The 13,599-nt window shown below is 64.6% G+C and carries 9 protein-coding genes; 7 read left to right on the top strand and 2 right to left on the bottom strand.

Features of this window, described 5'->3' with window-relative positions; translation table 11 throughout:
* From ACFPK0_RS01225 to hutH, 7 genes are all read left to right on the top strand, one after another.
* Positions 1-2,109, top strand: coding sequence for a glycoside hydrolase family 36 protein (locus ACFPK0_RS01225; protein ID WP_377337816.1), 2,109 nt, complete (start codon positions 1-3; stop codon positions 2,107-2,109).
* Positions 2,106-3,032: an EamA family transporter gene (locus ACFPK0_RS01220; protein WP_377337814.1), complete on the top strand. Its 927-nt coding sequence runs from the start codon at positions 2,106-2,108 to the stop codon at positions 3,030-3,032. Before ACFPK0_RS01225 ends, ACFPK0_RS01220 begins: the two co-directional genes overlap by 4 nt.
* Before the next feature lie 15 nt (positions 3,033-3,047).
* Complete coding sequence (locus ACFPK0_RS01215) at positions 3,048-4,334, top strand: D-tagatose-bisphosphate aldolase, class II, non-catalytic subunit (protein ID WP_377337812.1); 1,287 nt, start codon at positions 3,048-3,050, stop codon at positions 4,332-4,334.
* Positions 4,309-5,481 (top strand): SIS domain-containing protein, encoded by a 1,173-nt coding sequence (locus ACFPK0_RS01210; protein WP_377337810.1) that lies wholly within the window; start codon positions 4,309-4,311, stop codon positions 5,479-5,481. The genes ACFPK0_RS01215 and ACFPK0_RS01210 overlap by 26 nt, the downstream gene beginning before the upstream one ends.
* Positions 5,478-6,422: an N-acetylglucosamine kinase gene (locus tag ACFPK0_RS01205; protein ID WP_377337808.1), complete on the top strand. Its 945-nt coding sequence runs from the start codon at positions 5,478-5,480 to the stop codon at positions 6,420-6,422. Before ACFPK0_RS01210 ends, ACFPK0_RS01205 begins: the two co-directional genes overlap by 4 nt.
* A gap of 187 nt (positions 6,423-6,609) precedes the next feature.
* Complete coding sequence (gene hutC / locus ACFPK0_RS01200; RefSeq protein ID WP_056606717.1) at positions 6,610-7,335, top strand: histidine utilization repressor; 726 nt, start codon at positions 6,610-6,612, stop codon at positions 7,333-7,335.
* A gap of 70 nt (positions 7,336-7,405) precedes the next feature.
* Entirely contained in the window at positions 7,406-8,935 is a 1,530-nt protein-coding gene (gene hutH, locus ACFPK0_RS01195) for a histidine ammonia-lyase (protein ID WP_377337806.1), read from the top strand.
* A 265-nt stretch (positions 8,936-9,200) separates the two neighbouring features.
* Here the strand turns inward: hutH and brxL are convergent, their stop codons facing one another.
* Both brxL and pglZ read right to left on the bottom strand, forming a co-directional pair.
* Complete coding sequence (gene brxL, locus ACFPK0_RS01190; RefSeq protein WP_377337805.1) at positions 9,201-11,249, bottom strand: BREX system Lon protease-like protein BrxL; 2,049 nt, start codon at positions 11,247-11,249, stop codon at positions 9,201-9,203.
* Between the two features lie 3 nt (positions 11,250-11,252).
* Positions 11,253-13,598, bottom strand: a complete 2,346-nt coding sequence (pglZ, locus tag ACFPK0_RS01185) for a BREX-1 system phosphatase PglZ type B (RefSeq protein ID WP_377337803.1) — start codon at positions 13,596-13,598, stop codon at positions 11,253-11,255.
* Position 13,599: the final 1 nt, after the last annotated feature.

Below are 13,599 nucleotides of genomic sequence, written 5' to 3'. Positions count from 1 at the left end.
ATGGAACCGATGGGACGCCGCACGGTATTGAAGCTGGTCGCTGGCAGCGTAGCCGGCGGCATGGCCATGGCTCTCCTGCCGAAAGCCATGGCCGCCGCGATCCGCAGCGGCGGCGCGGTGGCAGGCGCGGATGCCGTGGCCCAGGACACCGTCCTGACCATCGCCTTCGACCGCAAACTCCACAGCAGCCTGCTCGTCAAAGGCGGCGCCATCACGCCGTACCAGCCCAGCGAAAGCCTGCTGCTGGCCAATGGCGCGCTGGACGATTTCGCCCTCACCGATCATCGCGAGGAAGCGATCCGCGACCCACGCCACGGTGCCGGCCGTCAGGTGATCGTCACCGGCCGCTCCAGCGGACATGTCGAAAAGCAGGTGGCGGTGACGTTCTTCGACAGCCTGCCCGGCTTTGCCGTGCTGCAGACGCGCTACCGCAACAGCGGCACCGCACCGCTCAAGGTCGCTGGCTGGCGCAACGCCGCGCACGAACTGGCCGACGCGCCGGGCGGCTTCTGGAGCTTCTCCGGCACCACCCACACCGACCGCCGCGACTGGGTGCAGCCGATGGGTGCCGATTTCGATCAGCGCAACAAGCTGTCCATGGATTCGTCCGACTACGGCGGCGGCACGCCGGTGGCCAATATCTGGCGCCGCGACGTCGGCATCGCCGTGGGCCACGTGGAGCCGGTGGTGCGACCGCTGGATCTGCCGGTGAAGAAAACAGCCAAGGGCGCGCACATCGCGGTCGAGCTGCTGCAGGAATCCACGCTGGCGCCGGGCGAAACCCTGATCACCGAACGCACCCTGCTCGCCGTGCACACCGGCGATCACTACGCACCGTTGCAGCAGTACAAAACCTACATGCAGGCCGAAGGCCTGGTGGCGCCGCAGGCACCCGCCTCCGCGTTCGCGCCGATCTGGTGCGCATGGGGCTACGGGCGCGACTTCACCATCAAGCAGATCCTGGACACCCTGCCCAAGGCCCGCGACCTGGGCTTCGAATGGGTGGTGATGGACGATGGCTGGCAGACCAACGAGGGCGACTGGCGCATCGACAAGCGCAAGTTCCCGCGCGGCGACGCCGACATGCGCGCGTTCACCGCCGAGGTGCGTCGCCAGGGCATGCGACCGCGCCTGTGGGTGGCTCCGCTGGCCGCCGACCCGGGCAGCGATGTGTTGCACGACCACACCGACATGCTGTTGCTGGACGAAGGCGGCGCGTTCCAGACCGTGACCTGGTGGAACGCGTTGACCCAGTGCCCCGCCTATCAGCCCACCATCGACTTCTACGTGGCGCTGGTGAAAAAGATCATTGGCGACTGGGGTTTCGAGGGCATCAAGTTCGACGGCCAGCACCTCAACAGCGTGGCTCCCTGCTACAACCCCGCGCACAAGCATGCGCACCCCAGCGATTCGGTCGAGGGGCTGGCCACGTTCTGGAAGGCCATTTACGACGCCATCCACGAAGCCAATCCGCAGGCCGTGGTGGAGTTGTGCCCGTGTGGCACCGCGTTCGACTTCCACAATCTTCCGGCCACCGACCAGTACCCGGCTTCCGACCCGACCTCGTCATGGCAGGTGCGCAGCAAGGGCAAGTCGATGAAGGCGTTGATGGGCTCGCGCAGCAGTTATGCGGGCGATCACGTGGAGCTGTCCGATCGCGGCGACGACTTTGCCTCCAGCGTGGGCATCGGTGCGGTGGTCTCGACCAAGTTCACCTGGCCCAAAGACACCGAGCATCCCTCCGAGCCGCTGCCGCCCGGTGGGTTGGTGCTCAATCCGCAGCGGGAAGCGCTGTGGCGCAAATGGGTGACGCTGTACAAGCAGCACATGCTGCCCAAGGGCGAATACCGTGGCGAGCTTTACGACATCGGCTTCGACCGGCCCGAGGCGCACGCCATCGCCAAGGACGGAGCCATGTATTACACGTTCTACGCCGACACCTTCAGCGGTGCCGTGTCATTGCGCGGCCTGGCGCCGGGTCGCTACCGCGTGCACGATCTGTTCAACGAGGTCGATCTGGGCGAGGTGGATGCGGACGCCGCCAAGCTGCGCGTGGCGTTCAAGCACTTCGTGCTGTTGCAGGCCACACCCGTCGGGGCGCGCGCATGAGTGTGCCGGCCGCGGCCCTCACCGCCACCTCGCCGCGTCGACCGTGGCTGGGTTTCGCGCTGGCGACCGTCGCGCTGTGGGGCGTATGGGGCGCGTTGTCGCCGCTGTCGTCCGAGCACGGCTTCCCCGACACGCTGGTGTATGGCGTGTGGGCGCTGACGATGATCCCGCCCGCGCTGTACATCCTGTGGCGCCGCGGCTGGCAGCTCGAACGTTCGCCGCGTGCGATCGCCTACGGCATGACCATCGGCCTGCTGGGTGCCGGCGGCCAGATGCTGCTGTTCCATACGTTGACGATCGGGCCGGCGTACTTCGTCTTCCCGATCATCTCGCTGTCGCCGGTGGTCACCATCGCGCTGTCATTCCTGTTCCTGCGCGAGCGTACGGGCTGGATGGGCACGGCCGGCATCGTGCTGGCGCTGGTGGCGTTGCCGATGCTGGACCTGTCCTTCGGCCGCAGCGCCGACGGCGGCCTGGGCTGGTTCCTGCAGTCGCTGCTGATCATGCTGGCGTGGGGCCTGCAGGCTTATTTCATGCGCCTGGCGAATGACACCGTGCGGGCGGAAAGCATTTTCTTCTACATGACCGTTGGCGCGTTGCTGCTGGTGCCGGTGGCGCTGGCGATGACCGACTGGAGCCAGCCGGTGAACATGGGCCTGGATGGCCCGTGGATGACCGCCGGCATTCAGGTGCTCAACGCCATCGGCGCATTGACCCTCGTCTACGCCTTCCGCCACGGCAAGGCGATCGTGGTGGCGCCGCTGACCAATGCCGGCGCACCGCTGGTGACAGCGGTGCTGTCGCTGATCTTCGCCAGCGTCGTGCCGGGCCCGCTGAAGATGGTGGGCCTGGTGCTGGCGCTGATCGCCTCGCTGCTGCTGGTGCTCGAACCCGAACGCGATCCACCCGCTCCCCTTCCCTGACCGGAGCCCGTCCCCATGCAAGTCCTTCTCGACCTCATCGCCCGACACAAGCAGGGGCACGCCACCGGCGTGACCTCGATCTGCTCGGCCCACCCCATCGTCATCGAAGCCAGCCTGCACCAGGCGCAACGCACCGGGCAGGCCTTCGTGCTGTTCGAGGCAACCTGCAACCAGGTCAACCAGGATGGCGGCTACACCGGCATGACCCCGGCCAACTTTGTCGCCTTCGTCCACGGCATTGCCGACCGCGTCGGTTTCGACCGCGCACGCATTGCACTGGGTGGCGATCACCTGGGCCCCAACCCGTGGACGGCGCTGACCGCTGACGCGGCAATGGATAAGGCCGAAGTGATGGTGGGCGCCTATGTGGCGGCCGGTTTCCGCAAGATCCATCTGGACTGCTCGATGGCCTGCGCCGGTGACCCCGAGCCGCTGCCGGAAGCGGAGATCGTGCGCCGCGCAGTGCGCCTGTGCCGCGCCGCCGAAACCGCCTACGCCAACGCCGGCGGCGAGGCACCGGTGTACGTGATCGGCACCGAGGTGCCGGTTCCCGGCGGCGCCACCGAAGCCATCGAAGGGCTGGCCGTCACCACGCCGCAGGCTGCGCTGGCGACGATCGAGGCGCACCGGCAAGCGTTTGTCGACGCCGGCCTGGAAGCCGCCTGGCATCGCGTGATCGCCTCGGTGGTGCAGCCGGGCGTGGAGTTCGATCATCACAACGTGGTCGATTACCAGCCGCAGAAAGCCCGCGAACTGAGCCACGCCATCACCGCCGTGCCGGGCATGGTGTTCGAGGCGCACTCCACCGATTACCAGACCCGCGACGGCCTGGCCGCGCTGGTGCGCGATCACTTCGCGATCCTCAAGGTCGGCCCCGGCCTGACCTTCGCCCTGCGCGAGGCGCTGTGGGCGCTGGATGCGATCGAGCGCGAATGGGTCGACGAGGCGTACCGCGCCAACCTGCGCGACGTGGTGTTGCGACGCATGCGCGCCGAGCCCGGCTACTGGCAACGCTACTACCACGGCGAAGGCCACGCGCTGACCATCGATCTTCAATACAGCCTCAGCGACCGCATCCGCTATTACTGGCCCGACCCGGTGATCGAGCAAGCCCGCCAGCGCCTGTTCGACAACCTGCGCGAGAGCCCGCCGCCGTTGCCGCTGATTAGCCAATTCCTCCCCCACGCACTGCATGCGCTGCGCAACGGAACCGCCTCGCGCGATCCGCTGTCGCTGGCCATGGCCCACATCAGTGCCGCCCTCGACGACTACCACCATGCATGCCATCACCATGACCACTGACTATCTGGGCCTCACCGAATCCGAGTTGATCGCCTCCGGCGCGATCGCCACCGCGCGCGAAATCACGCAGCAACCGCGCATGCTGGAGCAGACCCACGCGCTGGTTGCCGCCCTGCACGAGAAGATCCAGGTCTTCGCGGGCGGACTGACCAGCAACCCGGCCGCGCGGGTGATCCTCACCGGCGCAGGCAGCTCGGCCTACATCGGCCAATGCGTGGCGCCGCTGCTGGATCGCCAACTGGCCGCCCGCGTGGATGCGGTGCCGACCACCGACATCGTCTGCGCGCCGCATCTGTATCTCGACCCCGAGCAGCCGCTGCTGCTGGTGTCGTTCGGCCGCTCCGGCAACAGCCCGGAAAGCCTGGCCGCGGTGAAACTGGCCGAATCGCTGGTGCGCGACGTGCGCCACCTGGTCGTGCTGTGCAACGCTGACGGCGAACTCGCCAAGCTGGCCGTCGCCCACGCCATGACCCTGCTGCTGCCGCCGGAAACCCACGACACCAGTTTCGCGATGACCTCCAGCTTCAGCTGCATGATGTACGCCGTGGTGGCCGCACTGCTGCCCGCTGGAACCATGGACAGCCGCATCAAGGCCATCGCCAACGCCACCGGCCGCAGCATCCACGACGCGCTGCCGGTACTTGACGCGCTTGCACTGGAGCAGCACCAACGCGTCGCCTACCTGGGCAGCGGCGTGCTGCAGGGGCTGGCGCGCGAGGCAGCACTGAAACTGGGCGAGCTGACCAACGGCGCCGTCGCCACCTGCTTCGATTCCCCGCTGGGTTTCCGCCACGGCCCCAAGACTTTCGTCAACGCGCACACGCTGGTGGTGGTGTTTGTCTCCAACGATCCGCTTACCCGCCGCTACGATCTGGACCTGATCGACGAACTGCGCCGCGACGGCTGCGCCGGCCGCATCATCGAGGTCACCGCGCAACCGCGCGCCGATGCCGGCGCCGAAAGCATCGTGGTACCCGACATAACCACTGCCGCCGACCTCGACCTGCTGTGGCCGTACATCGCCATCGCGCAGGTCTATGCCTTCTTCACTTCGCGCGCGATGGGCGTGACACCCGACAACCCCAACCCCGCCGGCATCGTCAACCGCGTGGTGCAAGGCGTGCGCCTGCACGCGCTGAGCGCATGAACGGACCGGTCTACCTGGGCGTCGACGGCGGCGGCACCAAGACCCGCTTCGCCCTGATCGACGGCGACGGCCAGTTGCTGGCCGAAGCGCAACGGGGCACCACCTACCACCCGCACGTCGGCCTGGACGGCGTGCGCGCCATCCTCGCCGACGGCGTGGCCGACGTGCTGGCCGCCGCGAAACGCACCCCCGCCGACATCGCCCACGCCTTCTTCGGCCTGCCCGCCTACGGCGAAGACAGCCACGCCACCGCGTTGCTGCAAACCTTCCCCGAAGCGATCCTGGGCCACCGCCGCTACACCTGCGACAACGACATGGTCTGCGGCTGGGCCGGCTCGCTGGCCTGCGCCGACGGCATCAACATCGTCGCCGGCACCGGCTCCATCGGCTACGGCCAGCGCCACGGCACCGCCGCCCGCGCCGGCGGCTGGGGCGAAGCGTTTTCCGACGAAGGCTCCGCCTACTGGATCGCCATCCGCGGCCTCAACGCCTACTCGCGCATGAGCGACGGCCGCCTGCCCAAGGGTCCGCTGCACGGCATCCTCAACGCGCACTTCAAGCTCGACAACGACCTCGACATCTGCGCCCACATCTACGGCGAAAAAGCCTCCCCGCGCAGCGACCTGGCGCAACTGTCCCGCCAGGTGGCCGATGCCGCGGGCGCGGGCGACGCGGCGGCGATCGCCATCTTCCACGATGCAGGCCGCGAGCTGGCGCAGATCTGCGACGCGCTGCGGCTGGCGCTGCATTTCGAAGCGGGCGAACCGGTACCCGTGTCGTATTCCGGCGGGGCCTTCAACGCCGGCGACCTGCTGCTGACACCGTTCCGCGATGCACTTCGCGCGGCAAGCTCCGCCTTCGAGATCCGGCTTCCCCTGCACGCACCGGATTACGGCGCGGCGCTCTACGCGATCAGGTTGGGGCAGGGCAGCGCACGATAACGCCAGCGGGCCGGCCGACGCCGGTATCGGCGTTCCTCGGATTCCGCGTGGAAATCCCGCTTGTCGCAACAGCCTGACCGCGGCGCGGCCGGTAAACAGCGGCGCGGACTTCACCACCACGCTGGCGCCCTGGCGGGGAAGCTTCACGGCCTTTCATCGGCTTGTATAGACATGTCATCCTAAGCGGATGAACGAGCCCGCGCCCGCGTACCTGAAGCTGAAGCGCTACCTGCTTCAGCACATCGTCAACGGCGACTACCCGCCGCAAAGCCGCCTTCCCAGCGAGAAGGATCTCGTCATGAAGTTCGGCGTGTCGCGCATGACCGTGAACCGGGCCATGCGCGAGCTCACCAGCGCGGGCGTGATCACGCGCGTGCAAGGCGTGGGATCGTTCGTGGCCGACCCCAAGGTCGAGTCGGCCCTGCTCGACGTGCGCAGCATCCGCAGCGAGATCGCGGCGCGCGGCGAGACCCATACGGTCGACGTGCTGGTCAGCGAATCGGTCGCCGCCAGCCCGACCATCGCCCGCCAGTTCGGCATTGCTTCAGGCGAGCCGCTGTTCCACTCGCGTCTGCTGCACCGGGCCGACGGAAAGCCGCTGCAGCTGGAAGACCGTTTCGTCAGCCCGGCGTGTGCGCCCGGTTACCTGGACATCGATTTCCAGCTGGAAATCCCGCATCACTACCTCATGCGCACGGCGCCGTTGCAGCGCACCGAGCACGTGATCGAAGCGGAGGCGGCAAACCGACGCCTGGCGAAATGGCTGGACGTCAGCGTGGGCGCGCCGCTGCTCGTGCTGGGCCGCCGCACCTGGTCGCGCGACCGCGTCGCCAGCGTCGCGCGGCTCACCCACCCCGCAGCAAAATACCGTTTCGTCGGCAGCTTCCACGTCGGCGACGCGCTGCATGCGTGACGCAGCGTTCAATGGCCGCCGGCCCGCGAACATGCGTTGCACCCGATCTTGATCACCGGACAAACCCGCCATGCAAATCCTGATTCCCGGACACATGCCCCTGGCCCAGTTGCGCGACATCGCCGCGACGTTCGAGCCGATTCGACTGGATGACGCCTGCACGGCCGGCATCCACGCGGCGGCGCAAACCGTGCAAGGCATCGTGGCTGCCGGCCAGCCGGCCTATGGCATCAACACCGGTTTCGGCAAGCTGGCCAAGGTGCATGTCCCGGCCGATCAGCTGGAACAATTGCAGACCAACCTGGTGCGCTCCCACGCGGCGGGCGTGGGCCCGCTGCTGGACGACACCGCCGTGCGCATGATCCTGGCCTTGAAGATCGCCTCGCTGGCGCGCGGCTACTCCGGCGTGCGGATGCAGGTCATCGACACCCTGCTGGCGATGTACAACGCCGAGCTGTGGCCTTGCATTCCATGCCAGGGCTCGGTGGGCGCCAGCGGCGATCTCGCGCCGCTGGCGCATCTGGCGCTGGCCGCGATGGGCGAAGGCAAGCTGCGTTGCCGCGGCGAAATCATGGATGCCGCCGATGGCCTGCGCCGCGCGGGAATCTCCCCGCTGCGACTGGCGGCCAAGGAGGGCCTGGCCCTGCTCAATGGCACCCAGATATCCACCGGCATCGCGCTGATGGCCCTGTTCGGCGCCGAGCAGGTTTTTGCCGCCGCCGTGCTGGCCGGCGCCCTGAGCGTCGACGCCGCCTGCGGTTCGGATGCGCCGTTCGACGCGCGCATCCACGCCGTGCGCGGACAACCGGGGCAGATCGAAGTGGCCGCGCTCTACCGGCAACTGCTGCAAGGCAGCGCCATCCGCGAATCGCACCGCGTCGGCGACCCGCGCGTGCAAGACCCCTACAGCCTGCGCTGCCAGCCGCAGGTGATGGGCGCCTGTCGCGACCTGCTGCGGCAGACCGCGTGCACGCTGGAGATCGAGGCCAACGCCGTCTCCGACAACCCGTTGCTGTTTCCGGAAACCGGCGACGTGATCTCCGGCGGCAACTTCCACGCCGAGCCGGTGGCCTTCGCCGCCGACCAGCTCGCCATCGCCGTGGCGGAAATCGGCTCGCTGTCAGAACGCCGCATCGCCATGCTGGTCGACGCCAGCATCTCCGGCCTGCCGGCCTTCCTGGTGCAGGACTCGGGCATCAATTCCGGCTTCATGATCGCCCACGTCACCGCCGCCTCGCTGGCCAGCGAAAACAAGACCCTGGCACACCCCGCCAGCGTCGATTCACTGCCCACCTCCGCCAACCAGGAAGACCACGTCAGCATGGCCACCTTCGCCGCGCGCAAATCCGTCGACATCGTCGACAACGTGCGCAAGATCGTAGCCATCGAACTGATGGCCGCCGCCCAAGGCATCGACTTCCGCCGCCCCCTGCGCTCATCCGACGTACTGGAATCAGCACACGCCCGCATCCGCGAAGCCGTGCCGCACTACGGCGACGACCGCTACCTGGCACCCGACATCGAAGCGTTGAACGCGCTGATCGACAGCTCGGCGCTCCACGAATTTTTGGCCCTGCCGCTGGCATCGACGGTGCGGTGATGGAAGGAAAGACAAACCTTCGACCGACGGCGAGGCTCGGCATCTGCGCAATACGGAGCATCGCCAGCCCTTGCGATCGACAAGCGACCGACATCATCCATGCAGACGGGAAATTCCGACACAAAAAAAACCCGCATCGGCGGGCTTGATCGCTCGCCAATGAGCCTTAGTTAGGTCGATAGCCTTCTCCAGATGTATCCAGCCAATGGGTGTTCCGCGCCTCTCCGGGATCGAACATGCGTGCCCAAAGCCACGACTCTTGGGCTCACTCGGCCATGGCCTTTATGAGCGCATCCCTGGCATCAGAGTAGAATTGAATGTCGATTTTTGTCGCCATGTCATCAGACAAGTCGACCAGTTGCCGTCGACAGGCGACTGGCATCAGCAGGGACCCCGCACCCTTCTCGACTGCGATTTCGGCAATCGTGACCGCGTTATGAACCGGCTCGATTGAACCACCCAGGTTGATTTCGCCAACGATGATCAACCCGCCACGCACACTGCGCTTCAACAGCGACGTGCAGAGGGCGATCAGCGCGGCCACGCCGAGCTTTGCACCTGATCGCGCTGCATCAAACGCCCGCAGTTGGACAGTGAACTCATGATGCCGAGGATCTTTGTCACCCACCATCTGAAGCGATCTGGCGTAGAGGTTCTGTTCGGCGAAGCCAATGCTTTCTCGGAAAGCAGGAGGGATGGGCTTGTTAAGCACCTTTACCCCAGTTCCGGGACCCTCGTTGACCTCAATACGGTAAAGGCCAGAATTGTCCTCACCTCCACCAGGACTGATGGCCCAAACCTGGCCAGGCTCTAACGGGTCACCGCCGATGCTGTTGTCGCTCTGAAGCTCGGGAGTGGAGACGAATTTCTCGACACCGTCCGCGCCAAGGATGTAACTGAAATGCGTGTTCCGAAATTCGGCGGCGCCGACGCGCTTTTGCTGCTCCTTTACCCGGCGGCGCGCCTCCATGGCGATACGGACCGCCCACTCCAGCTCTTCTTCGGGTACTGCAACATCGCCACTGGGATACAGCAGCTTCAGCAAACCACTTACTGTCTTGTTGACTGCGTTCGTATCGCGGCCAGATAGCGCACCGCCGAAGAAGACACGGTTCTGCAGCTCACTTACGCGGCTCTGGTTGCGCAGCTGGCTCCAACACTCGGATAGGAAATCGCTGACCAGGCCGAAGTGATTGGTGACCAAGTCTTTGTTGATCTTGGGCACATCCCACCCGGGCAAGAAGGCATGGATACGGTCCATGAAGGCCGTGTCATCACGCATTTCTGGCGGCATAGGGCCAAACAAGTGCCCCACACGCTGTTGGTGCTCCACATCGACGTCAAAGTTGCCCACCAGCACGATACTGCCGTCTGCGCGGATGCTCTCCTTGCCACGGCTGAACTCACCGGACTCCATGTAGCCCTTCATGATGTTCACGCCGTCCTTCTGGTCGAAGGAAATACCGGAGACCTCGTCAAAACAGACTACGTCGTACTGGCACACCAGGCCCCGGCGACCCTTAGCGGTGTTCTCCACGAACATCTTGGCCACGGTGGCCTTACCGCCTGAAATGAGGTGCGCGTAGGGCGAAACCTGCTGGAACAGGTGACTCTTGCCGGTGCCGCGGGGTCCTAGTTCCACCAGGTTGTAGTTACGCTCCACAAACGGAACCATGCGCAGTAAAAACGCGTTGCGCTGGCGGTCGCTCAGCTCGCTGGATTCAATGCCGATAGATCGGAGCAGGAAGCACTTCCATTCTTCGGTGGTGAACGCCTGGCGGGCCTGCGCCAAGGTGTCCAATACGTCGCGCTTGGAAAGTTGAATTTCCCGCAGGGAGGTGATCCCAAACGGGCGCCCTTTGCTTTCCTGGGCAATGGCCACATCGAACGTCACACTAAGCTCGGCATAGAAACCGCCGGTCAGCATGCGTTCGTGCTGATTGACCAGCTCGCTGCTGATGCGCACGTCCGTCAGACGCAAGCTGGGCAGGCTGGCCACGTACTCACCTTTGTTGTCCACGCGCGCCGTCACGAGGTCGATGATCTTCACCTCGCCCGTTTCAAGTGCCTTAGCCTTGAACAGCTCCTCCTCGCCAGCCCGCACGGTGCGGGACTTGAGCTGGCGTTGAACAATCTCCAGCCCCTCGTCGATTTCCTCCTGATCAATACTCGCGCAATAGCGCCCGAGCATGAACTCGACGACATAGGTAGGTACCGGAAATTGTCGGCTGAAGGTACGCACCAAGTCCTTTCGAACCAGATACCCGTCAAGTACCGAGGCAGCTTTTTTGTCTATCTGGTCCAGTTCGATCATTGATCATGCTCCGCCGATCACGGTGTTCGCTTCGGCCACCAACTCGCCTGATGCGCTGAGCAGAACCAGAAACGCCTTGCGGCCTTGCAGTTCTTCGTTTTCAACAACCACCGATGCGGTGCCGTTGTCTTTGAGTGGTTTCACGCTCACGACCACACTCGACGACGGGTCGCCTGCCTGCGTCCGAATGTCTAGTGACAGATTCGCGTACTGGCCGTCCACGCCCACCGTGCAACGCAAGCCCTTCCAAGCGATGTCGGTTACCTCAGCCAACTGCTTACCTGACGCGCTCCCGCTTTGGGTGACCACCAGATCCAAGGTGAGGCATTCCTGAAGGCTTAGTCCGCCATGGTTGTAGTCCACCGATTTACCGTAGCAACCCACGCCGTCGGCCAAGGCAAACTGCTGGCTCGGGTTCCAAAACCACGGGTACAGCCGCTCGCCCGAGGAAGCACCCGGCTTGATCGACGCGCAGCGCCCCCACTTGTTATCGGTAAGGTCTTTGGACATTTGAATTGTGGGTAGCTTGCCCGGCATGAGCAGCCAGCCGTGGTCAGTCACCACCCGTACGCTGCTCCAACCTGCGGCCAACAAGGCGGAAATGCGCTCAGAAATTTCTGCGAGGAGCGAGTCCAAGTGCTTCGCAAGCTTCCAGCCGCGCGTATGCCCCTCACCGTCGATGTCTCCGAATTCGCACCACGCGTTGCCCTGACCATCGCCGCTTTCGGTGCGGTCTAGTACCTTCCAGTGGTTGTCGTTCAACAGCTTCTTCAGGTGGTATCCGCCCTTAAGCGACTGCCCCGTCGCGGCGACACAAGGCTCAAAGTCATCGCAATCATCGGTACCTTTGATCATGCTTCTAACGGGTGATACAGCAGCCTTTCCCGTAGCGGTAACGCTAGGCAAAGCTGTCCAATTCACAGACTCCACAACCTGGCAGCCGCTCGTTTCCAACACTGTCGAAAGTCGGCGAGCCGCATCAAAACGCAGACCATCCACAAACAGAACGCATTGCCCGTCGACCCTGTAAAACGCGGGTGCTTCTGCGATTCGCCCGCCGGGGTAAATTGCACCGTCAACCAACTTTTGCAGGTAGCGTGCAGACTCTTCTAGCCAGGATAAGTAGATGGCTCGCGTCGCTACCGTCACAGCCTCTACATCAGCCGCTCTTTCCACGCAGGCGAGCGCCGACAGTACTGCGTCATCCGCCCGCCAACCCTGCTTGGCGTATCCAGCTTGTAAGTCAGAAACCGTGCCGGCGGCCAAGCTTGTCTTGGTCACTTCTGCCATCACAGCCAGGTGTTTGATAGCCATAGCCAAGGGGGAATCCCCCAACTCCGCCCAAACAAGATCACGGCGGAGCGCGTGGGCTTTCTCAAGCTCTATCACACGCTTTCTAGCTTCGTGCGAAGGCAGCTCGCTCAGCACTAAGAGATCACGCTGGAGAGACTTCTCCTGCTCATCGTTCCATTGCGGCCAACCATTAAGTTTTTCTGCAGGCGTGTCGAAGATGCCCAGATCGGGCGGCTTGCATTGACGGATTCGACTCGGGATCTGGGGATAGCGCTTGGGTGCCTCGCTATACCGCTCCCACACCGAGGTCCACGGACCCTCGTGCATCGCCAGCTTGCTGGCGCCCGCTAGAAGGCCATCTGCCTGCGGATTGAACGCCAGTCGCGAGTTGCAGACCTCAACGAAGGCCTGCCATTCGTTTGCGCCACGGGTGGCTTGAAACGCGTCGCCCAGGTCCAGCCACTGCAGCAGGTCGCGCACCGGATCGCCCCCGGTGAGTAGGGTGTTGAAATAATCTTTGTCCAGCCGCTTCCCCTTCAGCAGCTCAAGTTCTTCATCCAGCAAACGGTACAGCGCCAGTTGCATGGCGTTCTTGGCGTCATTGTCCTGAGCTACATCCAACCCCATGCCGCCCTGGTCAGACTTCAGAAATGCCATCAGGGTCCAGTCCTTGGCGTTCGCCTGCGACCAGATCACTCCTCGGTACTGCAATTCGGCCAAGGGCTTCAGCAAGTCCGGACATTCTCCAATCGCTCGCAAATCCTGGCGGCTCACTCCTGGCAGGTAGAACACCGGCACCCGGTCGGGTGGCAGGATGACATCCGGCGCTTTGCCAGCGATCACGCAGCGCAACCAAATGGCCGGGCCGACGCGGCTCTCAGGGGCATAGTCGCCCAGTACTAGCAGCTCCCCCAGTTCGCTCTGCAGGCGCGGAATCGCTCCCGCCCAATGACCTTCTTTATCGGGCCAGAGCACGCACGCCGGAGACGCTTCGATCTCAGGATTGACGATCGCGGCGTTCTGAATCGTACGAATCAGCTGATCTATCAGCTTCATG

This window comes from Rhodanobacter ginsenosidimutans, from assembly GCF_042655685.1.
GTDB classification, from domain to species: domain Bacteria; phylum Pseudomonadota; class Gammaproteobacteria; order Xanthomonadales; family Rhodanobacteraceae; genus Rhodanobacter; species Rhodanobacter ginsenosidimutans.
Note: the sequence above shows the minus strand (reverse complement) of the source record. Positions and strands in the feature narration are given on the sequence as shown.

Coding starts and splice junctions, on each gene's coding strand:
- ACFPK0_RS01225 (WP_377337816.1), top strand. CDS start 1: ATGGAACCGATGGGACGCCGCACGGTATTGAAGCTGGTCGCTGGCAGC.
- ACFPK0_RS01220 (WP_377337814.1), top strand. CDS start 2,106: ATGAGTGTGCCGGCCGCGGCCCTCACCGCCACCTCGCCGCGTCGACCG.
- ACFPK0_RS01215 (WP_377337812.1), top strand. CDS start 3,048: ATGCAAGTCCTTCTCGACCTCATCGCCCGACACAAGCAGGGGCACGCC.
- ACFPK0_RS01210 (WP_377337810.1), top strand. CDS start 4,309: ATGCATGCCATCACCATGACCACTGACTATCTGGGCCTCACCGAATCC.
- ACFPK0_RS01205 (WP_377337808.1), top strand. CDS start 5,478: ATGAACGGACCGGTCTACCTGGGCGTCGACGGCGGCGGCACCAAGACC.
- hutC (WP_056606717.1), top strand. CDS start 6,610: ATGAACGAGCCCGCGCCCGCGTACCTGAAGCTGAAGCGCTACCTGCTT.
- hutH (WP_377337806.1), top strand. CDS start 7,406: ATGCAAATCCTGATTCCCGGACACATGCCCCTGGCCCAGTTGCGCGAC.
- brxL (WP_377337805.1), bottom strand. CDS start 11,249: ATGATCGAACTGGACCAGATAGACAAAAAAGCTGCCTCGGTACTTGAC.
- pglZ (WP_377337803.1), bottom strand. CDS start 13,598: ATGAAGCTGATAGATCAGCTGATTCGTACGATTCAGAACGCCGCGATC.